The sequence below is a fragment of the Luteibacter jiangsuensis genome (genome assembly GCF_011742555.1).
Taxonomy (GTDB): domain Bacteria; phylum Pseudomonadota; class Gammaproteobacteria; order Xanthomonadales; family Rhodanobacteraceae; genus Luteibacter; species Luteibacter jiangsuensis.
Genome location: NZ_JAAQQR010000002.1, coordinates 331,856 through 352,473, shown reverse-complemented (window position 1 = coordinate 352,473; position 20,618 = coordinate 331,856). Strand labels below are relative to the sequence as shown.

15 protein-coding genes are annotated in these 20,618 nt (G+C 66.9%); 7 read left to right on the top strand and 8 right to left on the bottom strand.

Annotated elements, in window-relative coordinates:
* Positions 1–26 precede the first annotated feature (26 nt).
* Positions 27–854 carry a universal stress protein gene (locus HBF26_RS05225; RefSeq protein WP_167123789.1) on the bottom strand — a complete coding sequence of 276 codons (828 nt, stop codon included), beginning with the start codon at positions 852–854 and terminating at the stop codon, positions 27–29.
* Positions 855–971: 117 nt separating this feature from the next.
* On the opposite strand from HBF26_RS05225, the gene trhA reads away from it, so the two are divergent.
* Entirely contained in the window at positions 972–1,634 is a 663-nt protein-coding gene (trhA, locus tag HBF26_RS05220; protein ID WP_167123787.1) for a PAQR family membrane homeostasis protein TrhA, read from the top strand.
* A gap of 123 nt (positions 1,635–1,757) precedes the next feature.
* Here trhA and HBF26_RS05215 read toward each other — a convergent pair whose 3' ends face one another.
* The 3 genes from HBF26_RS05215 to HBF26_RS05205 form a co-directional block, all read right to left on the bottom strand.
* Positions 1,758–3,524 carry a DUF885 domain-containing protein gene (locus HBF26_RS05215; RefSeq protein WP_167123785.1) on the bottom strand — a complete coding sequence of 589 codons (1,767 nt, stop codon included), beginning with the start codon at positions 3,522–3,524 and terminating at the stop codon, positions 1,758–1,760.
* A 71-nt stretch (positions 3,525–3,595) separates the two neighbouring features.
* Positions 3,596–4,078 (bottom strand): DUF456 domain-containing protein, encoded by a 483-nt coding sequence (locus HBF26_RS05210; protein ID WP_167123782.1) that lies wholly within the window; start codon positions 4,076–4,078, stop codon positions 3,596–3,598.
* The gene (locus tag HBF26_RS05205) at positions 4,078–4,845 is read right to left on the bottom strand and encodes a PdaC/RsiV family protein (RefSeq protein ID WP_167123780.1); all 768 of its coding nucleotides are present in this window, start codon (positions 4,843–4,845) and stop codon (positions 4,078–4,080) included. Before HBF26_RS05205 ends, HBF26_RS05210 begins: the two co-directional genes overlap by 1 nt.
* Positions 4,846–4,927: 82 nt before the next feature.
* Between HBF26_RS05205 and HBF26_RS05200 the strand changes: the two genes are divergently transcribed.
* Positions 4,928–5,590 carry an RIO1 family regulatory kinase/ATPase domain-containing protein gene (locus HBF26_RS05200; RefSeq protein ID WP_338039631.1) on the top strand — a complete coding sequence of 221 codons (663 nt, stop codon included), beginning with the start codon at positions 4,928–4,930 and terminating at the stop codon, positions 5,588–5,590.
* A 104-nt stretch (positions 5,591–5,694) separates the two neighbouring features.
* On the opposite strand, the gene HBF26_RS05195 is transcribed toward HBF26_RS05200, so the two are convergent.
* Positions 5,695–6,471, bottom strand: coding sequence for a ferredoxin--NADP reductase (locus tag HBF26_RS05195; RefSeq protein ID WP_167123778.1), 777 nt, complete (start codon positions 6,469–6,471; stop codon positions 5,695–5,697).
* A gap of 233 nt (positions 6,472–6,704) precedes the next feature.
* Here HBF26_RS05195 and HBF26_RS05190 point away from each other — a divergent pair, with 233 nt between their 5' ends.
* On the top strand, positions 6,705–7,097 hold the full coding sequence (locus HBF26_RS05190; protein ID WP_167123776.1) for a hypothetical protein: 393 nt from the start codon (positions 6,705–6,707) through the stop codon (positions 7,095–7,097).
* A gap of 103 nt (positions 7,098–7,200) precedes the next feature.
* On the opposite strand, the gene HBF26_RS05185 is transcribed toward HBF26_RS05190, so the two are convergent.
* Positions 7,201–10,227 carry a TonB-dependent receptor gene (locus HBF26_RS05185; RefSeq protein ID WP_167123774.1) on the bottom strand — a complete coding sequence of 1,009 codons (3,027 nt, stop codon included), beginning with the start codon at positions 10,225–10,227 and terminating at the stop codon, positions 7,201–7,203.
* 473 nt (positions 10,228–10,700) lie between these two features.
* Here HBF26_RS05185 and xth point away from each other — a divergent pair, with 473 nt between their 5' ends.
* The 3 genes from xth to HBF26_RS05170 all read left to right on the top strand — a co-directional run bounded on the left by xth (position 10,701) and on the right by HBF26_RS05170 (position 16,959).
* Positions 10,701–11,567 carry an exodeoxyribonuclease III gene (gene xth / locus HBF26_RS05180; RefSeq protein ID WP_167123772.1) on the top strand — a complete coding sequence of 289 codons (867 nt, stop codon included), beginning with the start codon at positions 10,701–10,703 and terminating at the stop codon, positions 11,565–11,567.
* A 103-nt stretch (positions 11,568–11,670) separates the two neighbouring features.
* A complete protein-coding gene (locus HBF26_RS05175; RefSeq protein WP_167123769.1) occupies positions 11,671–13,833 on the top strand; it encodes an ATP-binding protein in 2,163 nt (720 codons plus the stop codon).
* A gap of 72 nt (positions 13,834–13,905) precedes the next feature.
* Positions 13,906–16,959 (top strand): two-component regulator propeller domain-containing protein, encoded by a 3,054-nt coding sequence (locus HBF26_RS05170; RefSeq protein WP_167123767.1) that lies wholly within the window; start codon positions 13,906–13,908, stop codon positions 16,957–16,959.
* Here the strand turns inward: HBF26_RS05170 and HBF26_RS05165 are convergent.
* A complete protein-coding gene (locus HBF26_RS05165; RefSeq protein ID WP_167123765.1) occupies positions 16,950–18,752 on the bottom strand; it encodes a glycoside hydrolase family 97 protein in 1,803 nt (600 codons plus the stop codon). The two genes, HBF26_RS05170 and HBF26_RS05165, sit on opposite strands and share 10 nt — an antisense overlap.
* 46 nt (positions 18,753–18,798) lie before the next feature.
* Here HBF26_RS05165 and HBF26_RS05160 point away from each other — a divergent pair, with 46 nt between their 5' ends.
* Positions 18,799–19,641: a class I SAM-dependent methyltransferase gene (locus tag HBF26_RS05160; protein ID WP_167123763.1), complete on the top strand. Its 843-nt coding sequence runs from the start codon at positions 18,799–18,801 to the stop codon at positions 19,639–19,641.
* Here HBF26_RS05160 and HBF26_RS05155 read toward each other — a convergent pair.
* On the bottom strand, positions 19,567–20,532 hold the full coding sequence (locus tag HBF26_RS05155) for a hypothetical protein (RefSeq protein ID WP_167123761.1): 966 nt from the start codon (positions 20,530–20,532) through the stop codon (positions 19,567–19,569). The genes HBF26_RS05160 and HBF26_RS05155 overlap by 75 nt on opposite strands.
* Between the last annotated feature and the right edge of the window lie 86 nt (positions 20,533–20,618).

The following is a 20,618-nucleotide window of genomic DNA, read 5'->3' as shown; positions in this document are numbered from 1 at the left end:
CCTCGTGGCGGGAACCGGCGCGCGGCTCAATGCGCCACGAGCATGGGCACGTCGGATTGCATGAAGAGGAAGCGTGTGGTGCCGCCCAGGACCATCTCGGAAAGGCGCGAGCGCCCCCAGGCGCCCATGACGATGAGGTCCGCACCCTCGGCATGCGCGGTGTCGAGCAGCGCGGGACCGGGTGCGGAAAGTGCTTTCTCGTCGAGGCGGCGAACGTCGGCCTTCACGCCGTGAGAGTCGAGCCAGCCGCAGATGTCGGTGTCGGGAAGGGCACAGGTGCCGACGTCCTCGTCGCGGCTGCCGTCGATGACCGTGACCCGCGCTGCCTTGCGCAACAACGGCAGCGACGATCGTACGGCCAGGGCGGACTCCCTGCTGCCGCTCCAGGCCACCAGCACGTGCTCCCCCAGGGTGTCGACGGGGGCGGCTTCCGGCACCACCAGCACGCCGCGGCTCGACGCGAACACGGTGCGCGACACGATGCCGAAGCCGACGGGCGCATCGCCGCGCATCGTCGAGGAGCGTTCCATGACCACGAGATCGTATCCCGCCGATGCATGCGCGAGCAGCGACACCGTGTCGCCATTGCCGACCCGCCACTTGCCTTCCAGGTGCCGCGACGCGAGCAGGGCTGCCCAGTCGGTCGCCACCGCCTTGGCGTCGCTCGCACGCTGGCGAACCGCATCCAATTGCATGGGCACCGCTTCGGGCACGGTGTAGGCGGCTGCGGGAAGGTCGATCACGTGCAGGGCGTCGAGCCGGGCACCCAGCCGGGTGGCCATGGCCAGCGCGGCACGCAGGCCCGCGCCCTGGGGCGGGAGGCGGCCGATATGCACGAGGAGTTCGAGAAGCATGGCCCATGGAACAACGCCGGACAGGGGGCGGTCAATGGTCGCGTTGCGCCTTCGAAGCCGCCATGGGCGGCCACCTTGGGCTAACCTTCGTGATCAGGCCACAGGAAAAAAGCAACCATGGTTCTCGACAGCACGCCGCGCTATCCCTTGGGTGAGGAAGTCGCCAGCAGCGTGATCCACGGCATCGGTCTCGTGCTCAGCATCGCCGGACTGGCCGTGCTCGTGGCGTTTTCGGCCATGTACGGCGGTGCGCGCGCAGTGGTGGCCAGTTCCGTCTTCGGCACCACGCTGATCCTGCTCTATACCGCCTCGACGCTTTATCACTCGATCCCCGGCGACATGCCGAAGCGCATCCTGCGCACGCTCGACCACATCGCCATTTTCCTGCTCATTGCCGGCACCTACACACCATTCACCCTGCTGGCCCTTCCAGGTGCGTGGGGCTGGGGTCTGTTCGGTACCATCTGGCTCCTGGCGATTCTCGGCAGCGCGGCGGAGCTTGGCCTGCTCAAGCGCTACCGCAAGGCAGCGGTGGCCATGTACGTGGCGATGGGCTGGGTGGCCGTGATCGCCATCGAACCGTTGCGCGACAACGTGCCCGCCGGCGGCCTCGCGCTGCTGTTCGGCGGCGGCGTGGCGTACACGGCGGGCGTGCCCTTCTACATGGCGCGGAAACTGCCTTACCACCATGCCATCTGGCATTTCTTCGTGCTCGCCGGCAGTGTGCTGCATTACCTGGCGGTGCTGCTCTATGTGATTCCGAACGCGTCGGGGCACTGAGCCTCCATAGATCGGCAAGGGACACTATCGACTGTGGGAGCCGGCTTCGCCGGCGATCCCGCGGCAGCGGGCACGCTCGCGAGCACCCATCGCCGCTAAAGCGGCTCCCACAGATGGCAGCTGCTACTTCTTCTCCTGCGACGGAATGAACCGCGTGCGCACCGCTTCCGTGAGCAGATCCGGCGGCAGCAGCCCCTGGGCGATCAGGAAGTCGTTGAAGGCTTTGCGGTCGAACTTGTCGCCCAGTCGGGTCTGGGTTTCCGCGCGCAGCTGAAGGATGCGCGTGTAGCCGTAGAAATACGCCGTGGCCTGGCCGGGCGAGTTCAGGGTGTAGCGGTCCAGTTCCTGGCGGGCCATGGGTTCCGAGAGTCCGACGTCGTGCACAAGGATGTCGTGCGCCCGCTCGCGCGTGACCATGCCGAGGTTGAGCATCGGGTCGAGGAACGCGCGGGCCGCACGCAAGAGGCGGAACTGCAAGGCGATGAACTGGCCCGCGGGCGGCTCGTAGGGCAGCATTTCGGCTTCGGCATACAGTGCCCAGCCCTCCACGTTCACGCTGTTGAAGGCGAACAGGCTACGCGTGAGCGACACGCCCTGTTCCACCATCGCCGCGAACTGCAACTCGTGGCCCGGCCGGCCTTCGTGCGCGGTGAGCGTCCATGCCGCGGCTTCGAAGGTGAAGTCGTCGTACATCTGCGTCTTGTCGCCGTCGGCCGGCGGATTGCCCGTGGTGAGCACGAAGGTGCCGCGCTGGCCGGTGTTGCCGACGAACGGCGGAGGATCCATGTGCGGTGCCGGCGTGCGGGCGTTCTCCGCCTCCGAAGCAAGGCGCATCGCCATCTCCCGCTTCGGCAGTTCGACGATGCGCTCGCGGCGGATGATGTCCTCGATCTTGCGGATCACCGCGTGATAGGTGGGTTCCACCTTGTCTTTCGCCAGCTGCTTTTTCTTCAGCGCCTTGAGCACGTCGCGATAATCGCCGTCGGGCAGACCTTCCGCCTTGGCCACGACGGGGGCAAGCATCTGCATCGCGTAGGTGGTTTCCATGAATTCCAGCTGTGCCCGCTCGATCAGCTCGCGGGGCGAGATGTCCAGGCCCACCTGTTCGAGGTTGTACGCATACAGCGGTTCGGGAAGGCGGAAGTCCGTACGCGCACGCGGCAGCACGGTCTTCTTCACCCAGGCGTTGTAATCCTTGAGTTGCTGGTCCAGCTTCGCCATGGCCTCTTCGGTGCCGGCGATCTTCTTCTCCGCGAACAGCTTGCGGATGCCGTCGACATAGCGCTGTGTGTTGCCCAGCTTCTGCTCTACGTCGGCTTTCACGGGCCCCAGCAACGACTTGTCGCCCAGCTTTTCGGTGGTGCGGGCTTTTGCCTGGTCCACGAGGGGCGTGCAACCCGGCGCCATACCCACGTAGCACTTCAGGCGACCCAGCGCGGCCTTGTTCTGCTCGGGTTTGCTCTCGGCGTTCAGCAGCGAGAACTCGCCGCTGAAGACGATCTGTCCGGCATCGAACCAGGGCAACAGGTATTTGTCGTTGAGGTCGATGCCCTTGATGCTGCCGTCGATCTGCTTGAGAAGGATCTGAAGGTCCTGCTTGACGTTGGGGTCTTTCTCTTCGGCGAGCCGCTTCTTCACCGTTTCGCGCACTCCGACAAGGGCGGCGCGCTGGCGCTTGTCCACGTCCGGGCCGAGGTCGACGGTCTTTTCGTCGAAGCCTTTCAGGCCGATATCGGTGGCCGACTCGGGGCTGAAGCGGGCGGTGACGTCGAGCAGCGGCTGCGCGTCGGCATTGCTGCGGGCGATCCAGGCAGGCTGTGTGGCGGGTTCTGCGTGCAGGCAGCCGACCGCCAGCGTGACGGCGGCAGCGAGCGTGAGTCGTCGGAACATGCGTGTCTCCCCGTTTGAGTCAGCCGAGACTAGCCGTTGCGGGCGGAGCGCGCCAATGTGCCGAATGGCGGTCAGCTGAAGAGCAGGGCGACGCCGGCCATGCCGATCATGAGAAACGAGATGACGACCTTGGCGAGCGTGCCCAGGAGCATGCCCACCCACGTGCTCACGCCCACATGGGCGGAGCGCAGCACGCTGGTGCCCGACCAGAGCTCACCGGCCATGGCGCCCGCGAACGGCCCCACGATGAGCCCGGGGATGCCGAAGAACATGCCGACCATCGTTCCCATGCCCGCGCCCCACAAGGCGCGTGGGCTTGCGCCGATGCGCTTCGCGCCCAGCGACGCGGAGACGAAATCGAGCGCGACGCCGACGGCGCCGACGATGCCGATCGCCACCAGCCAGGCCCAGCCGAGGTGCCGGTACTGATCCACGGCGGCTGCCAGCCAGATACCGCCGAAAATCATGGGAATGCCCGGGAGCACCGGCAGCACGGCGCCGGCGACGCCGCCCACCACCAGGGCCGCCGCAAGCAGATACAGAGCGACATCCATCAGCGGAAGGCCTCGCGGAATTCGGGTTTCAGGTAGGCGGCGAAGGCTTCGCTCGGGACGTCGACCGCCTGCTGGCCCGCGACGTACGACGCCACCTGGTACGGCGGAAAGATGAAGGTGAGCCCATGTACCTTGCCATCCGGCCCCGTGAGCAGGCTGAACACGCGGTAGCGCCCCTTGCCGGGCGCGGTGCCTTGCTCGATCTGTTCGCTGTCCGAAGCGAGCGGATCGTCCTGGTCGTCGAGCGCCGTCAGCAGCTGGCGCCGCGCCTCGGTCGCGAATGCGCTCTCGGCCGCGTGCGGATCGGCGAACAGGTCGTCGATGTCCACCACTCGCCGCTCTTCGAGGTCGAACGTGAAACTGTCCACGATCGGCGCGGGATGGGCGCCCCCGGTGAAGGCGGAGCCGTCGACCTGCACGTTGATGAAGCGGTCGGAGCGGCCGGCCACCGCGATGTCGAGATTGAGGTCCCAAGGGATTTCCCGCGCCCGCGCGCGGGCACCGGGCGTATCCAGGCTGGTGAGGAAATCGCGCTTCTGCCGCTCCACGTAACGGTCGATCGCCTCGCGCAGGGGCTGCGCGCCATGCGGCAGATCGGGCATCTTCAGTTCCATGGTGTAGAGGCCTTCGTTCGCCGATTGGGTATCCTTGTCCGCACCGGCCCTCGCGGGCGGTGGCGACGGTCCCCCGCGTTCCTGGTCGGCGTCATGGCAAGCGGTCAGCCCGGCGGCGGCCACGGCCAGCGACAGGATATGTCGCAGCAACATCGTGCGTTCTCTCCCTGCGAAGTTCGCATCTTAGCGTAGCTGCCGTCATGGGCACGGCGCGTCAATGTCATGAAGGAAAAGCGTGCATAGCGCGACCACGGAATCCATCACCCTGCTCAAGGCCGACGAACTCGGCCGCATCGAACGCGTGGAACGGGACGGCGTGACGCTGATCCGACGCGACATCGGTAGTGCCCGCTGGTGGGCGCGCGGTTTTGCCCGCCGCGCTGCCGCGCGCGAGGCCCGTGCGCTCGCCCGCCTGGAGGGCCTGGACGGTGTGCCGCGCCTGCTCGCGTGGGACGGGCGGGTACTGGAGCGCAGCTACATGTCAGGTCAACCCATGCAGGTGGGCAAGCCGGCGAACGCCGGGTATTACCGCGCCGCGTTGCGCCTGCTGGCGGCATTGCACCGTCGCGGCATCGTACACAACGACCTGGCCAAGGAACCGAACTGGCTGGTGCGCGACGACGGCACACCCGGCCTCGTGGATTTCCAGGTCGCCTGGACCCGCGGCCGCAGGGGGCCGCTTTTCCGCCTTCTCGCCCGCGAGGACCTGCGCCACCTGCTGAAACACAAGCGGACGTATGTCCCCGACGCCCTGACGCAGCGGCAGCGCGCCATGCTGGCGCGCCCCGCGGCGCACTCGCGGCTATGGCGCGCGACGGGCAAGCGCCTGTACAAGCTCATCGCCCGCCGCATCTTCGGCTACTGGGACAACGAAGGGCAGGGGCGCATCAGGCGCTGACCAGGAAGAAGCGACTTGGGACGCCGTGCTCGTTCGTGCGGCGGGGCGCTGGATTCCCGCTTTCGCGGGAATGACGGGACGGGCGGGAATGACGGGGCGCGAGACTATTTCTCGACGAACGCTCGCTCGATCACGTAATCGCCCGGCTCGCGCGTGCGCGGCGACGCCTGGAAGCCCTTGCCGTCGAGCAGCACGCAGATGTCTTCCAGCATCGAGGGGCTGCCGCAGAGCATCACGCGGTCCTCGGCCGGGTTGAGCGGAGGAAGGCCGGTGGCGCGGGCCAGCTCGCCGTCGGCGATCGCGTCGGTGATGCGGCCCCGGTTGCGGAACGCTTCGCGAGTGACGGTCGGGTAATACACCAGCTTCTCGCGGATGAGGTCGCCGAGGTACTCATGCCTGGGTAGGTCGTTTTCGATGTAGTCCGAATAGGCCAGGTCGTTCACGTGGCGCACGCCGTGCGCGAGCACCACGGTGTCGAAGCGCTCGTAGGTGTCCGGGTCACGGATGATCGAGAGGAACGGGGCCAGCCCCGTGCCGGTACCGAGGAGGTAAAGGCGCTTGCCCGGCTTCAGGTCGTTGAGCACCAGGGTGCCGGTGGGCTTGCGGCTGACGATGATGGGATCGCCGGGCTTCAGGTGCTGCAGCCGCGAGGTGAGCGGGCCGTCCTGCACCTTGATACTGAAGAATTCCAGGTGCTCCTCGTAATGCGCGCTGGCGATGGAATACGCCCGCATGAGCGGTCGCCCATCGACCTCCAGGCCGATCATCACGAAATGCCCGCTCTCGAACCGGAATCCCGGGTCGCGCGTGGTGCGGAAGCTGAACAGGCTGTCGTTCCAGTGATGCACGTCGATCACGTGCTCGGTCGCCAATGCCACCATGGTTTGCTGAACCTCGAAAACGTAAACAGACGGGCCATCGCGCGATGCACGGAAGGCCTTCGGGCTGGCTGGGGAAGCGGCCTCGCGGGCCGCGCTGCCTCGCGCGTCGCGTCGCACCCATGGGTGCGCGCTCATGGGGCGCAAGTTTAAGGCATCTCGGCCCGGGCCGCCCGGAAGGCCCGGCTGGACTAAGATGCGGGGCCGAACGAACGCAGGCACGAGGAGAATCGCCGGTGAGCAAGCCCGACTATGCCGTGGGCCAGTCCTGGACCTACCGCACCCGCCCGGGTGAGGAGGCGTCCCGCGTGGCGATCCGCCGGATCGACATCGAACCGGAAGACGGCGAGGTGTTCCACGTTTCGATCCTGGGCGTGAAGCTGCGCAATCACCGGCTCCCGGGCGGAATCCAACCCGCCATGCACCATGCTGCCGTGTCCCGGGCGAGCCTGGATGCCAGCCTGCTCGAACCCGACGGCCATGCCGACGCCGAAGAGCACTGGCGCGACGGCTACGACGTCTGGCGCCAGGCCTACGACAATGGCGACGCCGGCATCTTCGACCTTCCCCTGGCCGACGTGCTCGGCTACATCGAGATGGTCGTGGCCGCCTCGGGCGAGGCGCGCTGACAAAAAAAAAGAGCGCCCGGTCTGCGGGAAGCGGCTGGGGAGGAGCCGGTTCCCGCAGAGGGGCGCAAGTGTCACACAGGGATCTTGCTGTTCTTAAGCGACCTTAGAAGTCGTAGCTGACGGCCAGGCGGGCGTAACGCGGGTCCTGGGTGTACAGCGGGACGCGGTAGATCGGATGCGGCGAACCGCGGTTTTCGTACTCGGTGGGGTAGCGGAACGTCGGACGCTGCTGGTTGAGCACGTTGAAGACGTTCGCGGAGAACGCCAGCTTCGAACCCGCCCACTCCGGACGGTAGGTCACGCCGAGGTCGAGCTGGAAGGTCCAGGGCAGGCGGCCCTTGTCGCCCGGGGGCGAGGGCTGGCCGTCGCACCAGTGGTACGAGCTGCCGTAGTGCGCAACGTCTTCCTGGTTCGGGCCCCAGTAACCGAGGCAGACTTCCGGTGCACCGGAGATCGCCTGGAGGTTGCCGGACAGCTGCCATTCCGGAGCGAACTGCCAGTAACCGTAGGCCTTGAACACGTGCGTGTGGTCGTTGCCGAGCGGGCCGTTGGCGTAGTCCATCACCCAGTGGTTATCCCAGTCCACGCTGCCGGCGGCACCCGACTGGCGGGTGTCGGTACGCGCCTGGCCTTCGGTGTTGCCGTACGAGTGCGACCACACGTAGTCGAACTTGCCGTACCAGGTGCCGTCGAACTGGTGTTCCGCGTAGAACTCGGCGCTGAGGTAGCGGCGCTTCGTCTTCGGCATGCCCATTTCTTCACGGCTGAGCGGCACGACGAACGGGTTGCCGGCGGTGTCGATCAGGGTGAACTTGTTCGAGTGGCCGCCGTTGACGAGATAGCAGCTGTTGGTCGAACCGACCGTGTAACCCAGGGCCGCGGCCTTGTTGGTGACCACGTCCAGATCGCAGAAGTCGTCGATGACGGCATTGAGCTTGCGCTGGGTCAGCTTGACGCCGTAGTTCCAGTTCTCGTTGAAGGTCTTGTCGAAGCCCACGATGAATTCATCCTGGTTTTCGGACTTCAGGTCCTTCGCGGCCACGGTGCGCGGGTCGGGCGGAATGCCATAGGAGTTGTTACCGGAGACCACGCCGCTGAACTGGGTGAGGCCGGTCGGATTGCCGGTGACCGGATCGATACCTGAGTAGGTGAAGTACTGCTGGGTGGCGGTATAACCGGCAGCCGCACCCGTGGCGGGATTGAGCGGCAGACCGAGGTAGTAGCGGCCGGCGTTGGCGTAGACCTTGAAGCTGCCGTCGCCGTTCACGTCCCACGAAGCACCGAGGCGCGGCGCCCACTGCGGACGCGTCTGCTTGATGAACGGCTCGCCGAACTGGTTGTAGTCGGTGAACTGGTCGTTGCGCAGACCGAGAGAGAGCAACCAGCGATCGCTGACCTGCCACTTGTCTTCGATGTACTGCGCCTTCTGGTCGGAGCGGACGTTCACGAGGTTGTTCACCACGTTGCGGCTCACCCAGTAACCCTGCTCGCCATTCGGGAACAGGCCCGGCGCGGGTACGAAGTTGCGGCCCGGGGTGTTGTCGATCGCTTCCATCGGATCGTCGGAATGGCCGTAGCTCCAGACGTAGCCAGGACCGGGGCTCTGCGTACCGAAGTCTTCGACGCGCGAACGTACATTGTCGATACCGACGGAGATCGTGTGATCGCCAAGCACGTAGGCGACGTCGAAGCGGAAATTGGTCGACTTGTTGCCGCGACCCGGCGAGCTGATATCGCTGACCTGGTTGTTCTGGATCGGAGTGCCGCCGTTGAGCGCCGGATTCTGGCGCACCGGGTTGTCGACGCGAATCAGGTTCGGGTCGTACTCGGTGGGTTGGTCGTAGTTCTTGCTCGACATCTTGCCGTACATGGCGCTCACGGTGAGGTTGTCCGTGATGTAGCCGGTGTACTTCGCCACCCACAGGTCGCCACCGGTCTTGGTGTCGTTGAGGTCGCCGATGCGGGTCGTGCGGCTCAGGTTGGCGTAGTCGTAGCGATAGCGCGTGCCCGAACCTTCGCGCTTGTCGCCGGCGCTCGTCAGCTCGAGGATGTTGCTGTCGTTGATGTTCCAGTCGAGCTTGCCGTACCAGCGCGGATTACGGTAGTTCTTCGTGTCGGCAGGCGTGTTGCTGCCCACGCTGTTGACCTCGCGCAGACCCTGGCGCTCGAACTCGCCACCCAGGAAGAAGAACAGCTTGTCCTTGATGAGCGGACCGCTGGCGTAGGCGCTGACCGTGGTGGTCCACTTGTCGTTCTGGCTCTTGGGCTGGTACAGGTCGCCGGCCGGTGCGGATTCCGGCGTGTTGGCGTAATGCAGGTTCGGGCCCGAGGCACGGGCGAAGGCCGGCTCCCAGAGCACCTGCGCGCCGAAGTGCCACTGGTTCGTGCCGCGCTTGCCCACCTGGCTGATCACGCCGCCGTCGGAGCGACCGTACTGCGCGCTGTAACCGCCGGTGTAGACCTCCTGCTGGTCGATCGCGCCATAGGGGAGCTGCAGGCCGCCGAGCGCGTTGAGCGGATCGGTGGTGTTGAAACCGTTGACGTAGTACGCGTTCTCGTTCGCCGCGGCACCGCCGAAGCTGGCGACGGAGCGGCCGGTGTCGCTGGTGAAGCCGCCGCCGTTGTTGACCACGCCCGGCGCGAGGCGGGCGATCTCTTCGGCCGAGCGGCCGAGCGGAATCTTCGACAGCTGCTCCGACGTGATGACGGTGCGCGAGTCGACCGCCGTCACGTCGATGCTCGGCAGCGCCGTACCGGTGACGGTCACGCCTTCCAGGCTCTCCGCGGCAGCCGCGGTGGCCGGAGCGGCGTTGAACGACACGTCGGTGCTGGCACCGACGCGCAGCGTGACGTCCTTGCGGGAATCGACGGCCGCGCCGTCGCGCATCAGGGTCACCGTGTAGGTGCCCAGGGGCAGCTGCGAGAGGGAGTAGCGGCCGCGCTCGTCGACCTGCACCTCGCGGCGGAAGCCGGCGCCGCTTTCAACCACGACGGTTTCATTGGCTGCCACCGGGGCGGAGCCGTTGATGGCACCCGTGGTGGACTGCGCGTAGACGCTCGAAACGCCGCTCAGGCAGGCGCAGACCGCCAGTGCCAGTGCGCTCCTGCGAGAGAGAAACTGCTTTTTCATGCTTTCCCCGAAAAGTGATGCCCCGAAAAGACGGATCACGCGGGAAGTGCGCTCCGGGCCCCCGCCCGGTATGACGACTGCGGGCCCTCGATGCCCCTCCCCGCGCTCCGTCGCTAGCTATCCATTTGCCTCGATCCAAATGGAATGAATCGAAGATTTACAGCAGGTCGGGCGGGTTGTCCAGCGGATGAAATCGTGGGTCACCCGGGCGATCGAGGGTGCGGAACGTATGCTGCGATGCAGCAGAAAATCACCCAAGCACAGGTATTTAGAGGGAAATGAGGCGAGACGACGCCTTGCCGAAAACGTGCAATTTCGTGGCGTAGCACCTCGCAAAAAATTGTTGCCTGAGGGCTGCCGTCCTCCCACCCGGGACGTTCCTGCGACGTGAATTTGGATCGAGGCAAATCTCGTGCCAAGACTTCGGGCCCTCCTCACCCTTCCTCGACCCGGGCTGCCGGAAAGTCGCCCGAATGAAGATCGCGACCTACAACGTCAACGGCATCCGCTCTCGCCTTCCCAATCTGCTGGAATGGCTGGAGCGCGAGGCACCGGATATCGCGTGCCTGCAGGAATTGAAGTCCGCCGATCGGGGTTTTCCCATCGGGGCGATCAACGATGCGGGCTATGGCGCGCTGTGGGCGGGCCAGACGTCGTGGAACGGCGTTGCCATTCTTGCCAAGGGTGTGGACCCAGTCGAAAGCCGCCGCGGCCTTCCCGGGGACGCGAAGGACACGCAAAGTCGCTACCTGGAGGCGATGGCGCATGGCGTGCTGGTCGGCTGCATCTATCTGCCGAATGGCAATCCGTGGCCGGGGCCTAAGTTCGACTACAAGCTCGCCTGGTTCGAGCGCTTACTGCGCCACGCGCAACGGTTGCTCGACACGGGGCAGGCCGTCGTGCTGGCAGGCGATTACAACGTGGTGCCCACCGACGAGGACATCTACGACCCGAAGCACTGGCGCCGCGATGCGCTGTTGCAGCCGGAGAGCCGGGACGCCTATGCACGCCTTCTCGCCCAGGGATGGACGGACGCGCTGCGCGAGCGACACCCGGACGAGCGCATCTATACGTTCTGGGATTACTTCAGGCAGCATTGGCCGCGCGACCGGGGCCTCCGCATCGACCACCTGCTGCTGGCCCCGGTGCTGGCGGAGCGACTGAAGGACGCGAACGTGGACCGGTGGGTACGCGACCGTCCGAAGGCCAGCGACCATGCGCCGGTGTGGGTCGAACTGGACATGGGTACCCGCAAGCGTTCGCCGGCGAAGAAGACGGCGACGAAAAAGGCCGCGGCAAAGAAAGCCGCGTCGAAGAAAGCGCCGGCGCGAAAGGCGTGAGGGCGTCGCGGAGGCGCCAACTTAGCTGAACCTGAGCCCGCACTTGCCACTGGCGGCAGGTTTACTAGACTAGGCCGCTATTGGGGAAGCCGGACCAGGCGGTATGAGAATCGACGACGGGAGCGGCAAGCGCGCCGAACCGGTGATGCTCGGTGAGGTCGCCGCGCGGCTGCGCAACCCCCGTATCGATCGCATCGTGGCGAGTTTCAGCGAATATCGCGTGGCTCTCATGCGTACGGTGATCCTCGGTTTCATCGTCATCTGGACCGCCGCCTGGCTGCATGGCCCGGAGAAGATGGGGATCGAGGCGCAGCGAGCCGTTCCCGTGGCCGTTGCGCTGTTCGTGCTCAGCACCGTGTGGATGCTCTGCGTGCGTGCCGGTTCCCTGCGGCAGAACACGGCGATCGACGCGATCGGCAGTGTGGCGAACTTCGTCATGGTCGCGATCCTGCTGAAAACCGCGTTCATGCTGGTGATCACGCTTACTGCGGTGCTTCCGTTTCTCTCCGTGGCCTTGGGCGTGCGCTACAGCCGCAAGGCCTTCGCCGCCGGCGTGGCGGCTTCGGTGCTTATCCTCACGATCGTCGCGCCCGATGGATACTGGCTCGCGCGGCCTGCGTATGCCCTCTACGCGCTGGGGCTGGTGATCGTCCTGCCGATGACGCTCTACCGCATGACCGAAGCCCTGCGCGAGGTATCCGCGGAAGCCATCGCCTCCCGCGAGGCCCAGCACCGCTTCATCTCCATGATGAGCCATGAGATGCGTACCCCGTTGGGCACGGTGATCCATGCCGCCTCGCTTATCGATACATCGGTGATGAACGACGACCAGCGCGGACTGGTCGCGCTGCTGTCCAGCAATGCCAACGCGCTGCTGCATCGCGTGAACGCGGTGCTCGACGTGGCCTCGTTCGCCGGCGGCAGCTTCACCTTGCGTCACCAGGTGTTCGGGTTCGACGAAGTGCTGGCGACGGTCGGGGCGGTGTGCCGCCCGTTCGCGGCGGAGAAACGTATCGTCTTCAGCCTCGCGCGCGATGCGTCCGTGGACGGAGTCTTCACCGGCGATCCCGGGCGCATCGAACAGGTGTTGTCGAACCTCGCGTCGAATGCCTTGAAGTTCACGCCGCCGGGCGGGTCCGTGGACGTTCGCGTGGAACTGGTGGAGAGCGGCGCTGGCCGCGATCCGACCATCGTCTGCACGGTGACCGATACCGGCATAGGCATCGCCGATGCCGACAAGCCCCGCATCTTCGACCCTTTCCACCAGTTGAGCACCGGTGAAAATCGCCGCCAGGAGGGTGTCGGGCTCGGTCTTTACATCGTGCGCAACGTGTCGGAACAGATGCGCGGCCAGCTCGACGTCGCCGACAACCCCATCGGCGGCTCGGTCTTCAGCTGGCGGTTTCCGTTGCCTCGCGCCGCCGCGGGCGCGCGCAGCGCCTCGGAGATGCCGCTCACCGATCTGCTGGACGATCATCGCGACCGCGTTCCCTCGCAGCGCTGCCTCGTCGTCGACGACAACGCCGCGAACCGCGAGATTCTCGGCCGCATTCTTCAGCGTGCCGGCCACCGCACCGTCTTCAGCGCGGACGGCGACGAGGCGCTGGATCGCCTCGCCAGCGAACCGTTCGACCTCATCTTCATGGACCTGCACATGCCCGGCAGCTCCGGCTGGGACGTGCTGGGTCGTATCGAGGCCGCGCGTCGCTCCGGCAGCGTACCCCCGATCGTGATGCTGAGCGCCGATTCGAGCCACGACGCCGTGCGTATCGCCTTCAAGGCGGGCGCCCGCGCGTACCTCACAAAACCGATCCCCACGCAGCGCCTGCTCGACGTGATCGAGTCCGTGGTGGAGGAGCGCCGCATGGACCATGCCGCTCGCCTCTGGCAGCCGATCGTGGACACGGGGCATCCCGCGGACACGCCGTCGCCCCTGGACGACATGCGCGCGCTGAGCAGCCGGGAGGAGTTCGGCGAGTTTGTGGAGCTGTGTGCGCGCAGCGCGGCAAACCAGCTGGAAAACCTGCGCGGTGCGATCCTTTCCCAGGATGTCGCCGCCGCCTCCGAAGCCGTGCATGCGCTGCGCAATGTGTTGGGCAACCTGGGCGTCCCCGGCGGCCATCGCGTGTGCGACGACATTGCCGTGATCGTCGAGGCCGGCATCGACATGCGCGCCGCCCTGGCCGAAGTGGACAGCCTCACCCGTTCCGTTCATCGCTTCGTGACCGCGCAGCGGGAACACGTCGGCGCGGCCGCCGACGCGTGACGAGACCGGGCTGACTCGCGGACATCGGCGGCGTCCCGCGCTATCTTTGCCAGCCGATCCGAGGACCGCGACGTGCCTTCGAGGCGTGTGACGACTGTATGGGCGATGGTCTGGCTGCTTGCGGCCGGCTGGCTGGCGTTCGCGCACGTGGCGCGGGCGATGGACGGCCGCGATCGCAACGTGGCCCAGTTCTACCATACGGCCTGGACGGTGCGCGAAGGCGCCCCGGGGCAGGTCACGGCGCTGGCGCAGACCTCGGACGGTTACCTGTGGCTGGGCACCCAGACGGGCCTGTACCGCTTCGATGGCGTGCGCTTCGAGCGCTACCGGCCGCGCGAAGGCGGCGACTTCCCCGCATCCAGCGTCGCCTCCCTGTACGCACCGCCGTCGGGCGGGCTGTGGGTCGGGTTTCGCTATGGCGTGGCCAGCTTCATCGACGGCGATCGCGCCATGCACTACGCCGCCGCGGCCGGGCTTCCACCGGGAACGGTGTATGCCATCGGCGGCACGCCGGACGGTCGGATCTGGGGCGCCACCTTCAACGGGCTGGTGCAGTTCGAGCACGGAAGCTGGCGTCTCGTGCAACAGCCGATGGGCTTGCCGGGCACTCGCGCGCGCAATCTTTCCGTGGATCGCGAAGGCCGGCTGTGGGTCGCCACCGAAGACGCGCTCGCATGGCTGCCGCCGCAAGGAAAGCGCTTCGAGGTTGTCACCCGATCCGTCGGCAGGGTGAACCGCATCGCCGAGGCGCCGGACGGGTCGATCTGGGTGGCCGAAGCGGACGGCGGCGTTCGTCCGGCATGGACGGGGAAAGGAGACCCCGGAGCGGCCGGCCCGGTGTTGCGTCTCTCCTCCGCCGGGCTCTTGTTCGACCGGGACGGTGCACTGTGGATGCCGACCCTCGGCGACGGTATCCGGCGCGTGCCACGCGTGGACCGCTTCGCAGGCAGGGAGATTGGCGCGGAAGGCCACGAGGCCGAGCGCTTCCTGGAACGCGACGGGCTGAGTTCCGACTACGTCAGCGCCGTGATCCAGGACCGCGAAGGCAACATCTGGGTCGGCGGGAGCAGGGGACTCGACCGCTTCCGCGTGAGCCGCCTCCTGCCCGCGCTCACATTGCCGGGCGCCACCGATTTCGCGATGGTGGCGGCACGCGGCCACGGCGTCTGGGTGGGAACGAAGAACCGGCCGCTCACGCGGCTGGAGGCCACCGGCGAGACACTGGCGAGTCTGCGTCAACCGATCACCGCGGCAAGTCGCGACGGTGGCGGCACGTGGCTGGGCGGGCCGAACGGGTTGTGGCGCTTGCACGACGGGGTTCCCGAGCCGTTCGCGACGCTGCCGTACGCCGACTACTCCGGCGTGCAGGCGGTCGTCGGCGATGGCACCGGTGGCGTATGGGTTTCCATCAACCGGCCCGGGCTGTTCCATTTCACCGAGGGCGGCTGGGAGCACGATCCGCTCCCTGCGTTCCCCAACGATCCGTCGCCGCTGGTGCTTGCCCGAGATCGGCGCGGGCGCTTGTGGATGGGCTTCGCACGCAACGCCATCCTGATTCGCCAGGGCGATGTGGACACTCGCCTCGATGCCGCCCAGGGCTTGGCCGTGGGCAATGTCACGGCACTGCTCGAGGATGGAGAAAGGATGTGGGTGGGCGGCGAGTTGGGCCTCGGCGTGGTCAAGGGGGCACGGGTGCAGATGATCGGCACCCTTGGCGAACCGCTGCGTGGCGTGTCGGGACTCGTCCGCGACCGGCGTGGCGATGTCTGGGCAAATGCCGCCCAGGGCATCGCACACCTTCGCGCGAAGGACGTGGCCCGCGCGCTGGAAGACGCCTCGTATCGGCCGCCGGTGGAATGGTTCGACTCGCTCGACGGCCTGCCCGGCACACCGGCGCAGTTCCGGCCGCTGCCCACGGCCGTTCTAGCGGACGACGGCCGTCTCTGGTTCGCCACCACCAGTGGCATCGTGTCGCTCGATCCCGCGGACGTGCCGCGCAATCCGCTGCCGCCGCACGTCGCCATCCGCACGGTATCCACCGACATGGGAACCTGGCCCGCCGCCCCGACGATGCATCTGCCCGCAGGCACCGAACGCCTGCGCATCGCGTTCACGTCCACCAGTCTGACGATGCCCGAGCGCGTGCGCTTCCGTTACCGCATGGAGGGCCTGGACACGCGATGGCGCGATGCCGGCGAGGATCGTGAGGCGACCTACACGGATCCGCCGCCGGGTCGCTACGTATTCCACGTGACCGCGACGAACGAGGATGGTGTCGCCAACGATGTCGGCGCGTCGATCACGGTGGTCGTGGCGCGCGCTTTCTACCAGATGCCGTGGTTCTTCCTGGTGTGCCTCGCGCTTGTGGCCGTGCTGATCTGGGTCGCCTTCCTTCTCCGCCTGCGCAGGATCGCGTTGCAGATGCGCGCGCGCCTTCAGGAGCGCCACGCCGAGCGCGAGCGCATCGCCAGGGAGTTGCACGACACCTTGCTGCAAAGCATCCAGGGCCTGTCGATGCGCTTCCAGGCGATCGCCAACAAGGTGCCGCCGGGCGATCCTCTGCGCGATGCCATGGAGCGCGCGCTCGATCGCGCGGACGACGCACTGGTCGAAGCGCGCGATCGCGTACGCGATCTGCGCACACACGTGGGCGAATCCGCCCGCCTGGATACGGCGTTACGAGCCCTTGCCGCCGCGTTTGTGGCGGAGCACGCCGTGCCGGTGGTGGTGAATGTGGACATCGACGTGCGCGACCTCGATGCGCTGGTGCGCGACGAACTGTTCGGGATCGCGCGAGAGGCCGTGCACAATGCCATGGCCCATGCCGATGCCACGCGCATCGACATCGATCTCCGCATGGATCGCTGCGAGCTGGTGCTGGCCGTTCGCGACGACGGCCGAGGTATCGACGACGCCTCGTTGCGCGACGGCCGCGACGGCCATTGGGGCCTGCGCGGCATGCGCGAACGGGCGGCGGCGATGGGCGGTCATGTCACCATCGCCGCGCGCAGCGCGGGCGGCACCGAGGTGATGGCGCGCCTGCCCGTCGAGCGCGCGTTTCCGGGCCGCCACACGCACATCGGGCGCTGGTGGCGCCGGATCGTCGACGCCTTTCGTCAGCGGTAACACCCGTTGGCGAACTGCCCCTTTGCCAGCGGGCAAAGGATGGCCGCGAATCCGCCGTTCACCGGCACGTCGAAGGAAAGGGTCCCATCGGCGGTCACGTTCTGCGCCGAGCGCAGCACGTCGCCGCGGCCCGTGCCATCGCGCACGATGTCGGCATGCCACGGGCCCACGCCCAGCGAGGCGAGCGGAACGGTGAGGCGGCGCGCAGGCCCCGCGGCGATGGCGCCGATGAACCAGCGGTCGCCGCTGCGCCGGGCGAACACGGCTTCCTGGCCTGGCGTGCCTGCGATCAACTTCGTCTCGTCCCACACCGTGGGCACCTGGTCGATGAAGGCGAGCGCCTGCGGTCGCTTCTCGTACGCTTCCGGGCGGTCGGCAAGGTGGGTCCATCCGGATTCGAACACGATGGGCAGGGCCACTTCGTGCGCGATGGACGCCTCCTTGCGGCCGGCATCGAAGGCCACCGGCGTGTAGTCCATCGAGCCGACCACGTTTCGCGTGAAGGGCTGGATGGTGTTGCCGACCGCGGGCGGGTCGTTCTCGGCGCCACGCACGCCTTCCATGGTCATGAGGTGCGGCCACGTACGGGCCAGACCGTGCGGAATGGTGGCGCCGTGGAAATTCACCATGAGGTGCAGCAGCGCCGTGTCCGCGAGGGTGGCGTCGTACCAGCGGTACCGGGCTTGCGAATCCGATTCCATGAAATCGATCTTCACGCCTTTCACGCCCCAGCCCTTCACCTTCGTGAGTTCGGCCATGCGCTTGGCCGGTGTGTCGAGCTTCGACCAGTGGAACCAGAGCAGGATGTCGACGTGCTTCGCATTGGCGTAGCGCACGAGGTCGGGCACCCAGCTGTCGCTCCAGCCTTCGTCCACGAGCACATAAGGGATGCGGTTGCGCGACGCGAAATCGATGTACGCCTTCTGCCGTTCCGCGTTGGATGGACTCTGGTGTTCGCTCAGCCACGACCAGGCCACCTTGCCGGGCCGTACCCAGGATGTGTCCGCGAACCTGGCCGGATCGGCCAGGTCGTCGACTAGCGTGGACTCGGTGACCGTGGCCAGGTCGCCCGCGATCACCGTGCGCCAGGGTGTCACGCCCGTGCTCTCCACACGCGAGTCGGCGAGCGTGAGCGTGTAGGTGCCACTGTTCGCGGCATGCGTGAGCCGGCTGCCGTCGTAGCGGCCGTCGGCATTGGCTTCGGTCACGAGCACGTAGTTGTCGCCGACGCGAAACAGCGACGGGTAGCCAAAGTCGCCCGCCGCGGCGGCTCCCGCGGTGGTTTCGATACGCTCCTTCTCGTACTGCGGGTTGTAGGGAAGCAGCCACGCCTTCGCTGCGGCCGGCACGGTGAAGCTGGTGGCCTCACCGGTGACGGTGGCGCTCGACACGCCGGGCAATTCGTAGCGGAAGGCGACGCCGTCGTTGGCCACGCGCACCACGATGTCGAGTTTCTGGCCCTTGGCGTTCTGTAGCGCGTAGCGCGTTTCGGAAAGATTGGCGTTGCGGTCGAGCCGCTTGCCTACCGTCATGCGATAGCGCTCGGTGAGCTGGCGCTGGCTGGTGGCGACCAGCTTCAGGCCCTTGGTGAGATCGGCGTCGGTCGTGCGCAGCCCGAGCGTTTCATCCACGAGGGCAAGCCCGTGAGGGTCGGTGATGCTGAGCACGGGGCGCCCGCCGTCGCGGAACACCAGGGTGGCAAGGGGCGGCGTGGCGAGGGCGGGGACGCTCACGAACATCGCCACGGCGGCGGCGAGGCGGCAAGGAGCATGCGGAAGGCGTGCGGGTTTCATCCGGGGTTCCTGTCGACGGTGTTCCGACACGGTACCATCCGCGCCCATGGAATCGCTCGCCTCGATCGTGTCCTTCCTCGAGCAGGAGGAGGGCTGGCGCCAACCTTCCGCGTTCCTCTGGCGCGCGGACGCAGCCGATCGCCTCGACCTTCTCTTGCTCGGCGAGCATGACGCGGCGTTGCACGCGCGAGCCACCGACCTGCTCGACGCGATGGACGCACTCGATCGCGACGGCTTCGCTGCGATCCGTGACGCCGTCCGACGCGGTGAAGGCCGCGAGGCGCTCGCACCGTGGCTGGACGTGGGCGTCCCCACGGGGCAGCACTACGACGTGCTGGATCACCTGCTGGCGGGTGTTCTCGATCTGCGCGAACCGCATGTCGAGCGCCCGGTGCCGCCGCCCGAGATGGTCTTCTACCAGCCGACGCCTACGCGGCATATCGTGGACGGCGTGCGGCGTGCCCGCATATCGGCGGATGACGTGGTGCTCGATCTCGGCGCCGGCCTGGGCCACGTTCCCATTCTCGTGAACGTGCTCAGCGGTGCCCGAGCCATCGGCGTGGAGCGAGAGCCTGCCTACGTCGACAGCGCGATGGACGCCGTGCGTGCACTGGAGCTCGACGACGTGTCGATCGTTCAGGGCGACGCGCGCGATGCCGACCTGTCGATGGTCACGGTGTACTACCTGTTCACGCCCTTCGTCGGCACGATCCTGCGCGACGTAGCGGCAAAGATCGAGCAGGAAGCACGGCGGCGTGCCGTGCGCGTCGTCAGCCTGGGGCCGTGTTCGCGCACCTTCGCGCGGATGGACTGGTTACGCAGTGATGACCCCCTGCCCACGGCGGCCGATCGCATCGTCGTTTTCCGCTCCACGTTTGCCGGGCGGTAGTTTCGCGAGCAGCACGGTGCGGAAGATCACGGCCAACTCGTGAAAGCCCGCTTCGGTCGGATGCATCTCGTCGTGCCATTGCGCATCGGCGGTGAGGTTGCCGCGCAGGTCCACATAATCGAACATGCCGCCGAATCGCGCGTCCTCTTTCAGCGGGTGCAGCACGCGCTCGACGAATCCGTCGATGAGCAGGCGCGCGAATGCGCGCCATGCCTCGATACCACCGTCGATCACGTGCTCGATGTTCGGTCCGATCCAAGGCCCCATCGATTTTTTCAGCAAGGCGGCCACGCCGAGATTGCCGAGGCCCAACGCGGCCTCTGTGCCGATCAGGCGGGGGTAGTCGTAGGTATGCGCCAGGATCGGCACGCCTGGCCGCGCCTTGTGGAAGGCGCCCACGAAATAGGCATAGGCCTCGCGCACCTCGTCGTAGCGGCCAGTGGCCACGATCGCGTCGAAAGCCTGGCGTGCGTTCAGGTCTGTCCGGCCGGCCAGCGCGCGATGCAGCCATGTGTCCACGAAGTCGTTACCCCCGGCACTGAGCAGCACCGCGTCGAACGCGTAGCGTGTGAACCAGCCCAGCAGGTCGTCTACATTATTCTTCGTGAACATCGAGCGCCCGGGGCGCTCCGTCTGCGGCGCGGCCTGGTCGCCGCTGCGTTCCACGCGGAAAAACAGGCCGCCATTGCCGAACTGCGGGACCCCGCGCTCCTCGTCCTCCGGGGCGGGCGACACGATCCAGTCGAGCAGATTCATCGCCAGCGGTGTGGAAAACCACGAGTCGCCTTCGCACAGGATGACGGGCGTGCTCTCGAGCCGGTGTTGAGCCTTCAGCCCCATGTACATCTGGCGGAACTGGCCCCTTTGGGAAAGCGCGGAGGACTGCGGCATGAGGGATGCCTCGAGCGGGACGGCAGCCCGATGCTAACTCCCGCCTTTCCTTCTTACCGAGACTTCGTCGAGCATTCCCGGCTTCA